Origin of the sequence: Stenotrophomonas sp. GD04145 (assembly GCF_029835135.1) — a bacterium.
Taxonomy (GTDB): domain Bacteria; phylum Pseudomonadota; class Gammaproteobacteria; order Xanthomonadales; family Xanthomonadaceae; genus Stenotrophomonas; species Stenotrophomonas maltophilia_P.
In genome coordinates this window covers 1-16,744 of sequence record NZ_JAODZG010000065.1, presented here as the reverse complement: position 1 = coordinate 16,744, position 16,744 = coordinate 1, and the positions used below count along the sequence as shown (strand labels likewise).

The 16,744-nt window shown below is 66.3% G+C and carries 14 protein-coding genes; 4 read left to right on the top strand and 10 right to left on the bottom strand.

Annotated elements, in window-relative coordinates:
* The 4 genes from N7367_RS18385 to N7367_RS18370 form a co-directional block, all read right to left on the bottom strand.
* The coding region (locus N7367_RS18385) for a M2 family metallopeptidase (RefSeq protein ID WP_279942953.1) at positions 1-1,930 on the bottom strand (1,930 nt) is incomplete at its 3' end.
* Between the two features lie 567 nt (positions 1,931-2,497).
* Positions 2,498-4,147: a phosphoethanolamine--lipid A transferase gene (locus tag N7367_RS18380; protein ID WP_279942952.1), complete on the bottom strand. Its 1,650-nt coding sequence runs from the start codon at positions 4,145-4,147 to the stop codon at positions 2,498-2,500.
* On the bottom strand, positions 4,144-4,896 hold the full coding sequence (locus N7367_RS18375; RefSeq protein ID WP_279942951.1) for a phosphatase PAP2 family protein: 753 nt from the start codon (positions 4,894-4,896) through the stop codon (positions 4,144-4,146). The genes N7367_RS18380 and N7367_RS18375 overlap by 4 nt, the downstream gene beginning before the upstream one ends.
* 111 nt (positions 4,897-5,007) lie before the next feature.
* Entirely contained in the window at positions 5,008-6,711 is a 1,704-nt protein-coding gene (locus N7367_RS18370; protein ID WP_279942950.1) for a glycosyltransferase family 39 protein, read from the bottom strand.
* 131 nt (positions 6,712-6,842) lie between these two features.
* Between N7367_RS18370 and N7367_RS18365 the strand changes: the two genes are divergently transcribed.
* Positions 6,843-7,556, top strand: coding sequence for a response regulator transcription factor (locus N7367_RS18365; protein ID WP_065174831.1), 714 nt, complete (start codon positions 6,843-6,845; stop codon positions 7,554-7,556).
* Positions 7,543-8,829: a HAMP domain-containing sensor histidine kinase gene (locus N7367_RS18360; RefSeq protein WP_065174832.1), complete on the top strand. Its 1,287-nt coding sequence runs from the start codon at positions 7,543-7,545 to the stop codon at positions 8,827-8,829. Before N7367_RS18365 ends, N7367_RS18360 begins: the two co-directional genes overlap by 14 nt.
* 14 nt (positions 8,830-8,843) lie before the next feature.
* On the opposite strand, the gene N7367_RS18355 is transcribed toward N7367_RS18360, so the two are convergent.
* A complete protein-coding gene (locus tag N7367_RS18355; RefSeq protein WP_279942949.1) occupies positions 8,844-9,230 on the bottom strand; it encodes a VOC family protein in 387 nt (128 codons plus the stop codon).
* A 131-nt stretch (positions 9,231-9,361) separates the two neighbouring features.
* Between N7367_RS18355 and N7367_RS18350 the strand changes: the two genes are divergently transcribed.
* Positions 9,362-10,612 carry a DUF819 family protein gene (locus N7367_RS18350; RefSeq protein WP_053519007.1) on the top strand — a complete coding sequence of 417 codons (1,251 nt, stop codon included), beginning with the start codon at positions 9,362-9,364 and terminating at the stop codon, positions 10,610-10,612.
* A gap of 70 nt (positions 10,613-10,682) precedes the next feature.
* Here N7367_RS18350 and N7367_RS18345 read toward each other — a convergent pair whose 3' ends face one another.
* The gene (locus N7367_RS18345) at positions 10,683-10,907 is read right to left on the bottom strand and encodes a CstA-like transporter-associated (seleno)protein (protein WP_053519004.1); all 225 of its coding nucleotides are present in this window, start codon (positions 10,905-10,907) and stop codon (positions 10,683-10,685) included.
* Positions 10,907-12,988 (bottom strand): carbon starvation CstA family protein, encoded by a 2,082-nt coding sequence (locus N7367_RS18340; RefSeq protein ID WP_053519002.1) that lies wholly within the window; start codon positions 12,986-12,988, stop codon positions 10,907-10,909. Before N7367_RS18340 ends, N7367_RS18345 begins: the two co-directional genes overlap by 1 nt.
* Before the next feature lie 269 nt (positions 12,989-13,257).
* Between N7367_RS18340 and N7367_RS18335 the strand changes: the two genes are divergently transcribed.
* On the top strand, positions 13,258-14,109 hold the full coding sequence (locus tag N7367_RS18335) for a pirin family protein (RefSeq protein WP_065182659.1): 852 nt from the start codon (positions 13,258-13,260) through the stop codon (positions 14,107-14,109).
* A 161-nt stretch (positions 14,110-14,270) separates the two neighbouring features.
* Here N7367_RS18335 and N7367_RS18330 read toward each other — a convergent pair whose 3' ends face one another.
* From N7367_RS18330 to N7367_RS18320, 3 genes are all read right to left on the bottom strand, one after another.
* Positions 14,271-14,729, bottom strand: a complete 459-nt coding sequence (locus tag N7367_RS18330; protein ID WP_053518999.1) for a hypothetical protein — start codon at positions 14,727-14,729, stop codon at positions 14,271-14,273.
* A 197-nt stretch (positions 14,730-14,926) separates the two neighbouring features.
* On the bottom strand, positions 14,927-15,646 hold the full coding sequence (gene aqpZ, locus N7367_RS18325; RefSeq protein WP_080375317.1) for an aquaporin Z: 720 nt from the start codon (positions 15,644-15,646) through the stop codon (positions 14,927-14,929).
* A 121-nt stretch (positions 15,647-15,767) separates the two neighbouring features.
* Entirely contained in the window at positions 15,768-16,631 is an 864-nt protein-coding gene (locus tag N7367_RS18320; RefSeq protein ID WP_279942948.1) for a pirin family protein, read from the bottom strand.
* Positions 16,632-16,744: the final 113 nt, after the last annotated feature.

Here is a 16,744-nt window from a genome sequence, read left to right as displayed (position 1 = left end):
CGCACATCTGGCCTTCGTTCTGCTGCTTGAGCCACTCATTGACCGGGCTGAAGTACTCGATCATCGGGCCGGCATCCAGCTTGTCGGTGCCGGTCAGCTCCTTCAGCGTGGCCTGCCACGGCTGGCTGGCGCCCTTGCTGAGCATCGCCCAGTACTTCTGGCCGGCTTCCTTGTTGCCGTAGAAGGTGCACTCGTGCAGCGGGCCCTTGTAACCCGATGCATCGCACAGGCCCTTGTAGAACTGGAACTGCAGGATGCGGGCGAGGAAGTAGCGGGTGTACGGCGTATTGCCCGGCACGTGGTACTTCGCGCCCGGATCGAAGAACTCCTCGCCGCGGGTGCTGGCCGGGGCAACGCCCTGGTATTTGGCCTTCAGGTCCCACCATGCCTTGTTGTAGTTGTCGGCGGTGATCGATCCATCAAACACGCCCCAGCGCCAGCGGTCGATCATCAGGCCGAAGGGCAGGAATGAAACGCCCGACAGCGCCATGCGCATCTGCGCGTTGATCACGGCCTCGCGGCTTTCCTGCGGTGCGTCAACGAGACCGATCGAATTCAGGTACTTGGGCGTCATCGCCAGCACGATCGTGTCGCCGATTGCTTCGTGGAAACCATCGTTGGCGCCGCCCTGGAACAGGGGCGGCAACGGGTTGTAGGCCAGGTCGTAGTAGATGTGGCCCAGCTCGTGATAGATGGTGGTGAAGTTCTCTTCGTTCGGCTTGATGCACATCTTGGTGCGCACATCGCCTTCCATGTTCATGTCCCAGGCGCTGGCGTGGCAGACCACGTCACGGTCGTCAGGCTTGATGAACTGGGTCTTGTCCCAGTACGACTGCGGCAGCGAGGGCATGCCCAGCGACACGTAGAAATCCTGTGCGCGCTCGGTCATCTGTTTCGCGGTACGCAGTTCGGCCTCGCGCTGGGCCCTGTACTGGCCCGCGACGCTGGCATCCCTGCCAGCCTTGGCCAGCGCAGCACTCAGGTTGGTCTGGTACTGCTTTTCCAGTGCGGCGGTGATGTCCAGGCTTCCGGCACCGGGATAGGGCTCCAGCTGGTCCCACAGGTTGGACCAGTCCTGCTGCCACATGTTGCCCAGCAGGTGCGCGGCGATCAGGCCATTACCCACCTCGGCCTTGTCCTTGCCGTAGGTCTTGTCCAGCTTGCCGCGCGCGTAGCAGTGCAGCTGCTCGTACATCGGCTTGACCTGCTCCCACAGGCGGTCGGTTTCCGGCCCGATCTGCTCCGGCGGCATGTCATAGCCGCTGCGCCACATCTGCCCGGCATCGGTGAAGCCCATGCCCTTGGCACCTTCGTTCACCAGGCTGACGAACTTCTGGTAGTCGCCACGCATGTTCCGCGTGGTGCTGTGCCAGCCCTGCCAGGCATCAAGCTGCGCGTCGTAGTCGCGGCTGCGTGCCAGCACCTGTTCCAGTTCCCCCAGCTGGCGGCAGGAGGCCGGGTCGTTGGCATCGGTGCAGTACTTGCCAGCACCGTAGCTGCCCTCCATGCGGGTGGCGATCTGGGTCAGCTCGGCCAGCTTGGCCGGGTCGCGCGGTGCCGGCATCGAGGACATCAGCTTCAGCAGATGGATCGCACGCTTGCTGTCTGCGCTCATCGGCTGGCCCTCGAACTTCGCGGCCTGCTCGATCCAGCTGTTGAGCTGGGTCAGTGAACGCTCGTTGGCCTTGGCCGCGATGCGCTCCGAATCGCTGTTGATGTAGGTGGAAGACAGCCACTGCGCCGAGGTCATCTCCGGATAGGCAGCCTTGTATTCGGCATTGATGCGGGCAACGAACTGGTCGGCGGTCTCGCCGGCCGGTGCGCTGCTGCCGGCGGTCTCGGCGCCGGGGGACGCTTCCTTCTTGCAGGCAGCCAGGGCCAGCGTGGCGGCGGCGACAGCAGCGGCCAGCAGGAGATGACGGTGTTTCACGGGCGGTCCTTGGGTGGTGAACGACGGCCGAAGGCTAGTGGGCGCGCGTGCCCACCGCAAGTGGGGAAGGTTGGTGGGGTTCGGCAGGGCTTGCAGCCCTGCACCCGCAGAAGCAACTGCGACGGCAACGGCCGGAGCAAAAGCGGGTTTCCTGTGAGTCGGCGGGGTGGGGCCGGTTGCGGGGGACGCCGTAAATACGTCCCTGTAGGCTCGGTCGCGCCATCCATGGCGCTCACGCCCCCGCAACCGGACCCACCCCGCCTTCGACAGTTGGCCGCGATCTGTCGGAAATACTCTCGGGGTCAGATCCGTTTTCCGCAGGAAAACGGATCTGACCCCGGAATTTCACCTACCAACAGCGGAGTGAACCTGTCGAAGGCGGGGCACTGTGGGTTTGCGGGGTGTGAGCGCCATGGATGGCGCGACCAAGGCTACATGGACGTACTTGCGCCGTCCCCGCGAACCCACAGTGCCCCGCCATCCCACGGAATGCCGCTTCGGCTTTTGACGTTGACGTTGCCTTGGCCTCTGCAGGTGCAGGGCTGCAAGCCCTTCCGCCCCCGCCCCTCAGCTCTCGCAGCCGGCGAACACGTCGCGATCGCGCTCGTACAGCGCCGTCTTCACCTGCATCAGGCCCAGCACCGAAGGGAACAGGTTGTCGTGGTCGGTATACGCCGCCGAACGCTTGCGCACGCATTGCAGGTCCAGCCCGCGACTGCTGGCGAAGCCTGGCGAGAACCACATCGTCATCGGTACGCGGGTCTGCTCGGCCGGGGCGATCGCATAGGGCACGCCGTGCAGGTACAGGCCCTTCTCACCCAGCGATTCGCCATGGTCGGACAGGTAGATCATCGCCGTGTCGTAGTCCTGCATGCCCTGCAGCGTGCCGATGGTCTTGCTCAGGAAATGATCGGTGTACAGCACGGCATTGTCATAGCTGTTGGTGATCTCTTCGCGTGAGCACCGGCCGATGTCACGGGTGTCGCAGGTTGGCTTGAAGCGGGCAAAGGCGGCCGGATAGCGCTCGAAATACGCCGGGCCATGGTTGCCCAGCTGGTGCAGCACGACCACGCGGTCGCCGGGTTTGGCACGCACCTGGGGGGCCAGGTCCTGCAGCAGGATCTCGTCCATGCAGCGGCCGTCGGCGCACAGGCCCGGGGTGGTCGCATCGGACAGCGACTGGAAGTCCAGCCCCTCGCACACGCCCTTGCAGCCGGACTGGTTGTCACGCCACAGCGGTGCGATGCCGGCGCGGTTCAGTACGTGCAGCAGCGACTGGTGCGCGCGGATCTTCTTCTCGTCGTAGTCGTGGCGTCCCCATGGCGAGAACAGGCAGGGCAGCGAAACTTCGGTGCTGGTGCCGCAGGAATGCATGTCGGGGAAGTTGATCACCGGTGCCTGGGCCAGTTCCGGCGTGGTATTGCGGCCGCCGTTGAGGCCCCAGTTCTGTGCACGCACGGTCTCGCCCATCACGATTACCAGCAGCCGCGGTTTGCTTGCCGGAGCGCGTGGGGTGGCCTTGGCGTCGGTGCCGATCGGCAGTTTCGGCGCGCGCTGCACCGGGTTGTCGCCGCGCAGTGCACGTGGAAGACCCAGCAGCACGTTGGCCGGGGTGGCGAGGTAACGCACTTCACGCTGGTTGCGCATCAGTGCGGAGACGTCCTGGAACGAGATCAGTGCACCGCCAACAGCGGTCACCGCAGCCACTGCCAGGAAGCCCAGGCGCCACAGCAGGCTGCGCCCCCAGCTGCGCCGCTGCAGCTGCACCCGCCACACCAGCACCATCGGCAGTGCCGCCAGCAGCAGTACCGGCCACAGCAGCGAGACCGTCATCAGTTCGCGGCTTTCCTTCGGATCGGTCGCCAGCACGTTGCGCAGCATGTCCGCGTCCAGATAGATGTGGTAACGGCTCATGTAGTGGGCGGCGAAGGCCGTTACCAGCAGCAGCGCGCTGATCACCACCTTGGCGTTCCAGCGCCAGACCAGCAGGCCCAGCAGCAGGCCATGCGTGCCGAGCAGCAACAGCAGCAGCGACACCGCGTAGCGCAGGCTCTCCGGGTGGCTGGCCATCGCGCTGCGCCAGAACAGGCCGTTGCCGGCCAGGGCGAAGAACAGGCTGGTCAGCGCGATCAACGCCTCGGTGGACAGCTGTGGCCGCCAGCTGCGCAGGACGGCCAGCGATGGCACACGGAACGAGCGTTGGACCGAAGCATTCATGCGTTCGCCTCCAGGCGGTTGGTGCGGTCCAGGTGATGGCGGACCAGAACGTACAGCCCCAGTGACAGCAGCCAGCACAGCAGGGCTGTGGCAAGGTCATGCGACAGAAAATGTGCACCCCGCAGCTGCTGGCTGATGCCGAACAGCAGCCCGCTGCCCAGGCCCAGTGCCAGGCCGGTCCAGCGCCAGGCAGGACGCCACAGCAGGGCGAAAAAGTACAGGCTCAGCCAGGCATAGCCGGCACTGGCATGGCCGGCGGGAAAGCACGCGGTCATCGGCATGTCGGCCGGACGATGGCTGAAAAGCCCGATATAAGGCTGGTGGCCGCCGTAGCGCAGCAGATCCCACGGGCAGTCCATCGGCACCAGCGACTTCAGCAGAGACACGCCGCCGGTTCCCAGTGCCAGGGCAATTACGACATAAAGCAGCGCCCATCGCAGGGTGCGATCACGTCCGTGGCGCCAGTGGTGAAAGCTCAGCAGTATCACCACCAGCGCCGCGGCGGTGCTGAACCACTTGCCGCCCCGGTGCACCAGCGAGCGGGTGAACCACGCGTCCTGCAGTGCCCAGCGGCCGCCCTCCCACCGGAACAGGTGGTCAGCCAGCCATTGATCGGCTCCCCCCTCCATGAACACGGCGAACAGGGGCAGCACGATGAGCAGTGGAAGCCACAGGTGGGTCACGGCGAACCGCGATGCCAGCGTGGAGTAGGCCGAAGCAACCCCGGAGACGGGAGGACGGACGGACATGCAGGAAAACACCGTGACGATGAACCGGCGCCATGCTCGTCAGGTTGATGTCGGAGAAGGGTCGGACCTGCGTTCGGGCCGGGTTAACCGCCGGCCCGCGTGGGGGATGATTCAGTCTTCTTCTTCGTTGGCGCCGGCCCGCTCGGCGTGGCAGCCGGCATCCCAGGCAGTGCCGGGCACCAGTTGCCAGCGGTTGCGGTTGGCGACGCCGATGTCGATCACCTGGGTGGCATCCACGCAGGGACTCATCGCCTTGTCGAGCACCAGCAGCCAGCGCCGGTCAGGTGCTTCGGCCAGCCAGGGGCCGGCGTCGTGCCACTGTTCAGGCCAGGGCCGCTTGAAGCCGAACTCGCGCACGGCGCGGTCGGCCTGCAGCAGGTTCTGCTCGCGCCAGGCCACCAGTGCCAGTTCGGCATCGGGGCCGATCCTCGCGCCGACCCGGCGCATCAGCGCCGACGACGAGGCGTAGGGGTCGAGCGCCGGAATCAGCACCAGGCCGTATAGCATCCACAGCAGGCCGTGGGTGAGCAGTACCAGGGTGGCGGCGCGCCGCACGCGCAACCACACGGCCAGGGTAGCCACGGCGATCGCGAACGTCAGCAGGCCGTCGCCCAGCACCGGCAGCAGGGTGTCGGGCATCGCACGCCGCTGCAGCTGCGCCTGCGCCCAGTGACTTTCGGTGAGCAGCATCACGCCCAGCACGGCGGTTGCCAGCATCAGCACCAGGCTGTAACCGAACAGATACCGGCGCACGCACAGCCTGCGCAGCAGGCCGGGCAGCAGGGGCGCGGCGGCGAGGGCCACGGCAGGCAGCATCGGCAGCAGGTAGACCTCGCGCTTGCCGGGGCTGGCGCTGAAGAACACCAGCACCAGCAGCGCCCACCCCAGCAGCAGCCACTGCCGGCGGTCGCCACGGCGCAGGCGCCGCCACCACGGGCGGGCCAGCACCGGCAGCAACAGGGCACCCGGCAGCCACAGTGTCAGGATCACCTGCAGGTAGTACCAGACCGGCTGCCGGTGGTGCCAGGCGTTGGCATAGCGGGTGCCGGTCTGCTTGAACAGCAGTTCATGCGCATAGGACTGCAGCGAGGCACTGGGTTCGTGCAGCAGGGCCCAGCCCAGCGGGGCCAGCCAGACGGCCACGCCGAGCAGGAATGCAGGGATCAGCCACAGCAGGGCCGCCGGGTGCGGACCCTCGATGCGACGGCCGCGGCGATGCTGGTACAGCCACCAGCCGAACCAGGGCAGCACCATCAGCAGCGGCAGGAAACCTACGCCTTTGGTCACCGTGCCCAGGCCGGCGGCAAAGCCGGCCAGCCACAGCGCCGGCACATTGCGTCGCTCGCACAGATGCCGCAGCAGGCCCCACAGGGCCAGCGTCGTCATCCCGACCAGCACCATATCGATCTGCGCACGCTTGGCCATCAGGCCGAACTGCAGGGTGCAGAACAGGGCGCCGATGGCATAGAGGGAGTGGCGCGGCGACCACAGTCGGCGTGCCAGATCCGACACCAACCACAGACTGAGCAGGGCCCCCAGCAGCGAAGGCAGCAGGAACGACCACTGCCAGCTGCCTACCACTTCGTAGGCCGCGGCCTGCAGCCACATGAACACCGGCGGCTTCTCCGCATACAGCTCGCTGCCACGGTGCGGCAGCAGCCATTCCCCGCTTTCCACCATGGTCCTGGCGGCCAGTACGAAGCGGGGTTCGTCCGGTGGCTGCGGCTGGCGCATGCCGATGCCGGCAGCCAGTGCCGCGATGATCAACAGCCAGAGCAGGGGCAGGCGCCAACGGCGGGGCAGGGCTACGGGCACGGCAGGCTCCGGGAGCAAAACGGCCATTTTGAGGCGGCGGGGGTGGGAAAAGCGTCGGAGTATCGCCGGGGCGACCTCATTCCGACATGCGTGGCGCTACCATGGTACGAACTTCCGTGGAACTTTCATGCATGCGCCTGTTGGTGATCGAGGACAACCGGCAGCTGGTGGCCAATCTGTTCGACTACTTCGAGTCGCGCGGTCATGTGCTGGATGTGGCCCCCGATGGCATCACCGGCCTGCATCTGGCGGGCAGCCATCCCTATGACGCGGTGATCCTGGACTGGATGCTGCCCCGGATGGAAGGGCCGGAAGTGCTGCGCCGCCTGCGTGCCGAGCATGGCTCGGAGGTGCCGGTGATCATGCTGACCGCACGCGACGAACTGCCGGACAAGATTGCCGGCTTCCGTGCCGGCGCCGATGACTACCTGACCAAGCCGTTCGCGTTGCCGGAGCTGGAAGTGCGGCTGGAGGCCCTGCTGCTGCGGGCACAGGGACGCAACCCCCGCAAGCGGCTGCAGGTGGGTGATCTGGTGCTGGACCTGGCGACCCTGGAGGCGCAGCGCGCCGGACAGGTCCTGCATCTGTATCCGGCCTGCCGCAAGCTGCTGGAAGTGCTGATGCGCGCCAGCCCCGGCGCGGTCACCCGCCAGCAGCTCGAATTCGCCCTGTGGGGCGACGAGCCACCGGACGGCGACCTGCTGCGCTCGCATGTCTACGAACTGCGCCGCAGCGTGGATGGACCGTTCGTGGACAAGCTGATCCACACGCTGCCGCGGGTCGGCTACCGGTTGGCCCTGCCCACCGCCGCCGAGGCCGGCAGGAATGACGATGAAGGTGCGTAGACCCGGCCCGCTGTACCGCCGCGTGCTGTGGTGGCTGCTGGGCTACCTGGCACTGCTTTCGCTGGCGGTGTTCAGCGTAGGCAACTATGTGCACGAGCACGCCGAACACGCCGCCTGGCGCGCGCTGCTCAACTCCGAACTGGACAGCATCGTCGAGCATGTCGAGCACGAGCCACACTATCGATGGCAGGACTCGGACACGCTCAGCCTGTACCGTTTCGACGCGGTGAACCTGCCTGACAGCCTGCGCACCCTGCATCCCGGCCTGCATGACGGGGTGATGGTGAAGGACCGCGAAACGGCGGTCATGGTGCGTGATACGGACTCGATGGGGCGCGTTGCGCTGGTGCTGGACATCTCCGACTTCCACGACCTTGAGCAGTTCGCCACGCGGTGGGTGATGCTGGCCGGGGTGATCATGATCTTCGTCACCGTGCTGATGGCGTCCTTCGGCATGGAGCGCATGGTGCGTCCGCTCAGCCTGCTGGCGCAGCGCATCGGCGCGTTGCGGCCGGGCGCGCAGGGCCAGCGCATCGATGTCGACCCGCGTGGCAGTTCCGAGCTGCACACCATCGCCGATGCGTTGAATGACTACCTCGAACGCAACGAGCAGTTCGTGGAACGCGAGCGGGTGTTCATCAGCACGGCCAGCCATGAGCTGCGCACCCCGATTGCGGTGATGACCGGCGCCGCCGAGCTGGCCCTGGAGCAGCCGGGCCTGCCGGACCGTGCCCGGCAGCAGATCCAGCGCGTGCTGCGCACCGCGCAGGGCGTGGAGCAGCTGATCGAACTGCTGCTGGTGCTTGCGCGCGATCCGGCGCGGCTGGCGGCGCGTGCCGAGCGCATCGCACTGGACCAGCTGCTGCCGGACATCGTCGAGCATCATCGCCATCTGCTGGGCGACAAGGATCTGAGCATCGGTATCCAGGCCGCGCCGGTGGACATCGTTGCCCCGCTGGCGGTGGTGCAGGCGGCGATCGGCAACCTGTTGCGCAACGCGATCGAGAACAGCGGCCGCGGGCACATCGAACTGCGCCTGAGCGCTTCGGCGGTGCTGACCCTGCAGGACCCGGGGCATGGCATGAGCCCGGAGGAGATCGCTGCGATCCACGCACGCATGGCCCGGGGAGAGCGTGTCGATCGTGGCGGGATCGGCCTGGACCTGATCGCGCGCCTGTGCGAGCACCTTGGCTGGACCCTGCAGCTGCAGCCCTGCGAGCCGCGCGGGACGCAGGCCACGCTGGATTTCGGTGCTTCGCGCCCAGGCGGATGATCGCAGTCGCGGGGTCAGACCTTCGGTCGCGGCACATGCTGGTCGACCAGGATCACGTTGCCGTCCGGATCCATCAGTTGCAGGAAGGCGGGGCCCTCACTGTCGGGATCGGCCCGGACCTGCAGCGCGATACCCTGCGCATCCAGCGCTGCCTGCAGTTCGCGGACGTCCTGGAAACGCGGCAGTTCCTGCTTGTGCTGGTCCCAGCCCGGGTTGAAGGTCAGCAGGTTGCCTTCAAACATGCCCTGGAACAGGCCGATGACGACACCGTTGTTGCGCAGTACCAGCCAGCTCTGCGTCGCATCGCCGCCGGTGACCGAGAAGCCCAGCGCCTCATAGAACGCGCGGGAGGCGGCCAGGTCCTTGACCGAAAGGCTGACCGAGAAGGCACCCAGTTGCATGGACACGCTCCGTTTCGGGAAAGGCGAGGCCGGCACTGCAGCATGACCCGCCGTGAAGAGGGTGTTAATCTCGACCCGCGCCGCCTTATGCGGCGCTTTTTTTTCCGCTCTTTCGATCGACAGAGGATCCCATGCCGACCGAACCCGCTACTGCCCTGATCAGCAACGATATCGTTGGCCTGGGCCTGATTGCTGCCACCCTGGCCCTGATCTTCTGGGCCGCCAGTGGTCCCACCCCGCTGCTGAAGAAGATCTTCGCCTGGGTGCCGGCCCTGCTGCTGTGTTACTTCATCCCGGCCATCTACAACACCGCCGGTGTCATCGATGGCCACAACACGTCGCTGTACAACCCGGTCGCACGCGATGTGCTGCTGCCTGCCGCGCTGGTCCTGCTGACCCTGTCGATCGACCTCAAAGGGGTCATCAAGCTCGGCCCGAAGCTGCTGCTCGTGTTCTGTGCCGGTACCGCCGGCATCATGCTCGGCGCCATCGTCTCGTTCCAGGTGATGAAACTGATCCACCCGGAAACCGTGGCTGGTGATACCTGGGCCGGCATGGCCGCACTGGCCGGCAGCTGGATCGGCGGTGGCGCCAACATGGTCGCGATGCGCGAAGTGTTCGGTACCGATGCGACCACGTTCGGCCAGTTCGCCGTGGTCGACGTGGCCTGCGCCAGCCTGTGGATGGCGATCCTGCTGTTCCTGGCCAACCGCGCGCAGCAGATCGACACGCGCAACGGTGCCGACACCCGTGCCATCGACGAGATGAAGGCGCGCATCAGCGCCTATGAAGCGCAGAACGCGCGTATTCCCAGCATGACCGACCTGATGGTGATCGTCGGCGTTGCCCTGGGCGGTGTCGGCCTGGCGCACGCGATCGCCGCGCCGTTGTCGGGCTGGTTCAAGGCCAACGTCAGCTGGGCCAGCCAGTTCAGCCTGGACAGCCAGTTCGTGTGGGTGATCCTGCTGTCCACCGCGATGGGCCTGGGCTTGAGCTTCACCCGTGCACGTCGTCTGGAAGCGGCGGGTGCCTCGCGCCTGGGCACGGTGTTCCTGTACTTCCTGATCGCCTGCATCGGCATGCAGATGAACCTGCTGTCGCTGCTGGATCGGCCGTGGCTGTTCCTGCTCGGCGCGATCTGGATGGCGACCCACGTGCTGGTGCTGTGGGCCGTGGCCAAGCTGGTCCGTGCACCGCTGTTCTTCTTCGCCATTGGTTCGCAGGGCAACATCGGTGCGGCGGCATCGGCGCCTGTGGTGGCGGCGGCCTTCCATCCGACACTGGCACCGGTCGGCGTGCTGCTCGGCACGGTGGGCTATGCCACCGGCACCGGGCTGGCCTATGTCACCGGCCTGATCCTGAAGTGGATGGCCAACGGCTGAGCGCGGGTCGCGCTCTGCGTCTCACTGCAACGGGCGCCGGGTTTCATGCCCGGCACCCGCGTCATGCCTTTCAGCAGCAGCGTCCGCCGTTGCGTCCGCCGTACCGCGCTTCCTGACGTTCGCGGAAGAACGTCTTGTAGTCCATCGGTTCCTGGTCCGGATGCTTCTCCAGCATGTGCCGGACGTAGTTGTCGTAATCAGGGATGCCACAGCACAGGCGTGCCGTCTGCACCAGGCGTCGCCACACGCGGCGGTGCGCCTGGTACTGGCCTACGGGAACCAGTTGCGTGCTCATTACAGATCCACCATTTCATGTGGCTTCAGCGCCACGTACGGGGTCTCGCGGTCGCTGCGCTGCGGATTGCGGCGTGCGGCCAGGATCGTGCGGATCGAATAGGTCAGCACCGCACCCACCACCAGCAGGAACAGCGCGGTCAGGCCGGTGTTGACGTAGGCATTGACCACGATCTGCTGCATCTGCGCCACCGACTTGGCCGGTGCGGTGATGGTGTCGCTGGCGATGGCGGCCTGGAACTTGTGCGCCTGCGCCAGGAAGCCCTGCGCCGGGTTGCTGTCGAAGATCTTGATGAAGCCGGCATAGGTGGTGCAGATCAGCAGCCAGGTGGCCGGTACCGCGGTCACCCACGCGTAGCGGTCACGCTTCATCTTGAACAGCACCACCGTCCCCAGCATCAGCGCGATACCGGCCAGCATCTGGTTGGAGATGCCGAACAGCGGCCACAGGGTCTGGATGCCGCCGAACGGATCGACCACGCCGGTGTAGAGCAAGTAGCCCCACAGCGCCACGCAGCCGGCCGTGCCGATGATGTTGGCCGTCCACGACTCGGTCTTCTTCAGCGCCGGAATGAAGTTGCCCAGCAGATCCTGCAGCATGAAGCGGCCTGCGCGGGTGCCCGCATCCACGGCGGTCAGGATGAACAACGCTTCGAACAGGATGGCGAAGTGGTACCAGAACGCCATCATCGCGTCGCTGCCGCTGGGAATGGCTTCATGCAGGATCATTGCGATGCCCACCGCCAGCGTCGGCGCACCACCGGCGCGGTGCAGGATCGTCGGCTCGCCGATCGCGGCGGCCGTGGCGGTCAGCTGTTCCGGCGTGATGGTGAAGCCCCAGGTGTTGGTGATGTAGTGCGCGGCAGACGCCGCATCGGCACCGATCACCGCCGCCGGGCTGTTCATCGCGAAGTAGATGCCCGGATCGATGATCGACGCAGCCACCAGCGCCATCACCGCCACGAACGATTCCATCAGCATGCCGCCATAGCCGATGTAGCGCATGTGCGATTCATTGGCCAGCAGCTTCGGTGTGGTGCCCGAGGAAATCAGCGCGTGGAAACCGGATACCGCGCCGCAGGCAATGGTGATGAACAGGAACGGGAACATGCCGCCCTTCCACACCGGGCCATCGCCACTGGCGGCGAACTGGGTCAGTGCGGGCATTTTCAGCTCGGGCATCACGATCAGGATGCCGATGGCCAGAGCGACGATGGTGCCGATCTTGAGGAAGGTCGACAGGTAGTCGCGCGGTGCCAGCAACAGCCACACGGGCAGCACCGAAGCGACGAAGCCGTAGCCGATCAGCATCCAGGTGATCTGCGTGCCGGTGAAGGTGAAGGCCGGGCCCCACACCGGATCTGCAGCAACCTTGCCGCCGTACCAGATCGCGGCCAGCAGCAGCACCAGGCCCACCACCGAGATCTCGCCGATCTTGCCGGGCCGGATGTAGCGCATGTAGATGCCCATCAGGATCGCGATGGGCATCGTGGCTATCACCGTGAACATACCCCAGGGGCTTTCCGCCAGCGCCTTGACCACCACCATCGCCAGCACCGCCAGGATGATGATCATGATCAGGAACGCGCCGAACAGCGCGATGGTGCCGGGCACCTGTCCCATTTCCTCGCGGACCAGATCGCCCAGTGAGCGGCCGTTGCGCCGGCTGGACAGGAACAGGACCATGAAGTCCTGTACCGCACCGGCCAGCACCACGCCCACCACCAGCCACAGCAGTCCGGGCAGGTAGCCCATCTGCGCCGCGAGCACCGGGCCCACCAGTGGACCGGCGCCGGCGATGGCCGCGAAGTGGTGGCCGAACAGCACGTGCTTGTTGGTCGGCACGTAGTCCAGGCCATCGTTGTTGATCACCGCCGGCGTAGCCCGGGTCGGATCCACCTGCATCACCTTGTTGGCGATGAACAGGCTGTAGAAGCGATAGGCGATCAGGTAGATCGAAACAGCGGCGACGACGATCCACAGCGCGTTGATATGTTCGCCGCGGCGCAAGGCCACGGTGCCCAGACAGAACGCGCCGAGCAGGGCGAGTGCCGCCCAACCCAGTTTGGCAAACCCTTTCATGAGGTGCTCTCTCCCGGAAAGACATTCAAAGAGTCCCGCGTGCCCTTTACAGGGTCAATGCGTGCGGGGCCCATCGGCGGTAGTACTTTGGTCGTACGAAGGTGGTGACCGCGTGTGCGGCATGGGCTGCGGGCAGACATCCGTGTCGCGGAACCGCCGGCATGACGCCCGGCGAACACCAGGGATGGAACAATCGGTTGCGGCGTCATCCATTGGCGGACGGCGCCGCGGCGTCCATCTTCAGTGGCATCCATCCAACAGGAGTCGCCATGAGCCTTCCCGAACCGGTCCGCGTCCTGCGCACCATCCGTGGCATGCCCACGTCCGACGGCGCCGGCGTGCGCCTGACCCGTGTCATCGGCGGCCCGACGCTGCCGGATCTGGATCCGTTCCTGCTGCTGGATGAATTCGGTACGGACCGCGCCGAAGACTACATCGCCGGTTTCCCGGAGCATCCGCACCGCGGTTTCGAGACGGTCACCTACATGCTGGACGGACGCATGCGCCACCGCGACAACCACGGCAACGAGGGCCTGCTGACCCCGGGCAGCGTGCAGTGGATGACTGCAGGCCGGGGCCTGGTGCATTCGGAGATGCCGGAACAGGAAAGCGGCCAGATGCGCGGTTTCCAGCTGTGGGTGAACCTGCCCGCGCGCGAGAAGATGACGGACCCGAAGTACCAGGAGTTCGCGCCGGAACGCATCCCGGTGGTGCAGCCGGAGCCGGGTGTGGAGGTGAAGGTGATCGCCGGTACTGTCGATGGCACCACCGGCCCGATCGTGCAGCCGGCCACCGATCCGTTGTATCTGGACGTCCGCCTCGAGGCCGATCGTGCCTGGACCTACACGCTTCCGGAAGGCCACAACGCGTTTGCCTATGTCTTCGAGGGCGCGATCACGGTCGGCGAGCAGGATGCCGCACGTGATGTGGCGCGCCAGGAACTGGCGGTGCTCGGTGGCGGTGAACAGCTGCACGTTTCGGCTGGCAGCGAAGGGGCGCGGCTGATTCTGGTGGCCGGCCGGCCACTGCGGGAGCCGGTGATGCGGCATGGCCCGTTCGTGATGAATACGCGCCAGGAACTGATGCAGGCCTTCGTCGATTTCCAGGAAGGCAGGTTCTGAGGGCCGACGCCGCCCCCCAGGAGGAAGCCGGTAGCGCCGGGCCATGCCCGGCGGCTCTCCGGCACAGCACGCGTAAAGGACATCCATCAGGCCATGCCCGGCGTTGCCGCCAACGCGTCGGATCCGGCGGGGATGCTGCCAGGCAGTCATCCCCGTCACCGTCAACGTCCGGCGGCTACGGCTGAAGGCGTCAGGCTCATGCCCTGCGCCAGCTGCTGCAGCGACCCCAGTTCCTGCGTGCTGCCCGGGTACAGGGCAATCTGCGCATAGCGGCCCTTGTCCAGCTTGATCACGCTGATGCGTCGTTCGGCGTATCCCGGCGGCTGCTGTCCACCCAGATCGGGCTGATACCAGTACAGTGACTCGCCGGCGAAACTGCCTTTTTCCTGGCGCAGCGAGCGGCTGAGCGGAATCGCCGGATCGCGTGCGCTCAGCATCAGGCTCAGTACTTCCCGTCCATCCTCGGTGCTGGCGCGGCAGAGCAGGAAGTCCGACTGCACCTGCTGCTGCCATTTCAGGCCGCTGCTCGCCGGCAGCGAAGGACATTCGGCGGGTGCCTGCGCGGCGGCCTGGGCCGCAGCAAACAACAGGCTCGACAGGACAACAGGCGCGAACTTCATGCATCCCCCAAGGTGGCGTGTCGTGTGACGCCGCCATGCTGCTGGCGGCCGTGGCATCCCATCCCCGGATGCCATCCCCGCCGGGCATGTGCACGGGCGGTCAAACAGACCTTAACGGAACGTGAGTGCCCGCACAAATTGCGGTTACAACCGTAACCATTGCGACCGAATGTCGGCCGCAATGGTCCGGGCAGCACTCAACGGTCGTTACCGACCCACTTGTAGATGATGCCGCCGATCATGCCGCCCAGCAGCGGGGCGACCCAGAACAGCCAGAGCTGGCCGACCGCGCCGCTGCCGGCGAAGAACGCCACCGCGGTGGACCGAGCCGGGTTCACCGACGTGTTGGTGACCGGGATGCTGATCAGATGGATCAGGGTCAATGCCAGACCGATCGCCAGCGGAGCGAACCCTGCCGGTGCCTTGCCATGGGTGGCGCCCATGATCACGACCAGAAATACCGCAGTCAGCACCACTTCGCACAGGAAGGCGGCCGCCACGCTGTACCCGCCGGGCGACAGCGCACCGTAGCCGTTGCTGGCGAAGGCCCCGGCCTGGCTGCCGTCGATGGCGAAGCCGCTGGCGCCGGAAGCGATCTGCAGCAGGATGAAGCCGGCCAGCAGGCCGCCCGCGACCTGGGCGATGATGTACGGCACCAGGTCGCGGGCCGGGAAGCGGCCGCCGGCCCACAGGCCCACGCTGACTGCGGGATTGAAGTGCGCGCCGGACACGTGACCGAACGCGTAGGCGCCGGTGACCACGGTCAAGCCGAACGCGAGTGCCACGCCCAGGAAGCCGATGCCCAGCGGATTGCCGTCGCCGCCGAACTTGGCAGCCAGTACCGCACTGCCACAGCCACCCAGAACCAGCCAGAAAGTGCCGAGGAACTCGGCGGCCAAGCGTTTACCCATGCTCATGAACTGCACTCCTTTGATGAACTAAAATGTGAAACAGGTCACATTTCAGTGACCGGCGAGTGACGATAGCGTCAAAGGCCGGTGCAGGGATACACCTCAGGGTGTGTGCAGCGCGCGATGCTCAGTACTGCGGCAGCGGGATGAACTCCTTGTCGTCGCCGGGAATGCTGCCGAACCGGCCGGCTTCCCAGTCCTGTTTCGCCTGTTCGATGCGCTCCTTGGAGCTGGAAACGAAGTTCCACCACAGGTGACGCGGGCCATCCAGCGGTTCGCCGCCGAACAGCATGGCCTTGAGCGGGGTCTTCGCGCGCAGCCGGCCGCGCGCGCCGGCCTCGGGAATCACCAGGTGCTGCACCGGGATGTCCACGCCATCCAGCTGCGCCTGGCCTTCGAGGATGTACAGCGCCCGCTCGCGGTGGCCGTCATCGATGTCGATCTCCGCGTCGGGATCGAGGTCGATGGCTACATTGAGCGTGTCGGCGAAGACCTTCACCGGCGACTCCTCGCCATAGGCGCGGCCTGCGATCACGCGTAGCCAGGCACCGTTGCGGCGCTGCTCCGGGAGGGTCGCGGCGGCGTGGTGATAGAACGCCGGCTCCACTTCCTCGTGCGACTTCGGCAATGCCACCCAGGTCTGCATCCCGTGGATCGGATGGTCGTGACCGCGCTCCGGTGGGGGCGTGCGTTCGGAGTGCGCGATGCCGCGGCCGGCGGTCATCCAGTTGACGTCGCCGGGACGGATCACCTGGTCCGAGCCGAGCGTGTCGCGGTGGCCGATGGCGCCGGACCAGAGGAAGGTGACGGTGGCCAGGCCGATATGCGGATGGGGACGCACGTCGATGCCGGTACCTGCGGTAAGGACGGCCGGGCCCATCTGGTCGACGAATACGAACGAACCGATGCTGCGGGCCTGCAGGGTGGGGACGGCGCGGCGGACTTCCAGGCCGCCGATGTCGTGTACGCGCGGGGCGATGATGGTGGTCATGCGGGCGTCTCGCTGGCAGGGATCAAGAGTGCCAGCATGGCATGCGGCCGTGACGGGCACATGCCCCATGCGGGTAACAGGGTGTTCCAGCCAACGGCGCAGCCCCTCGTGGC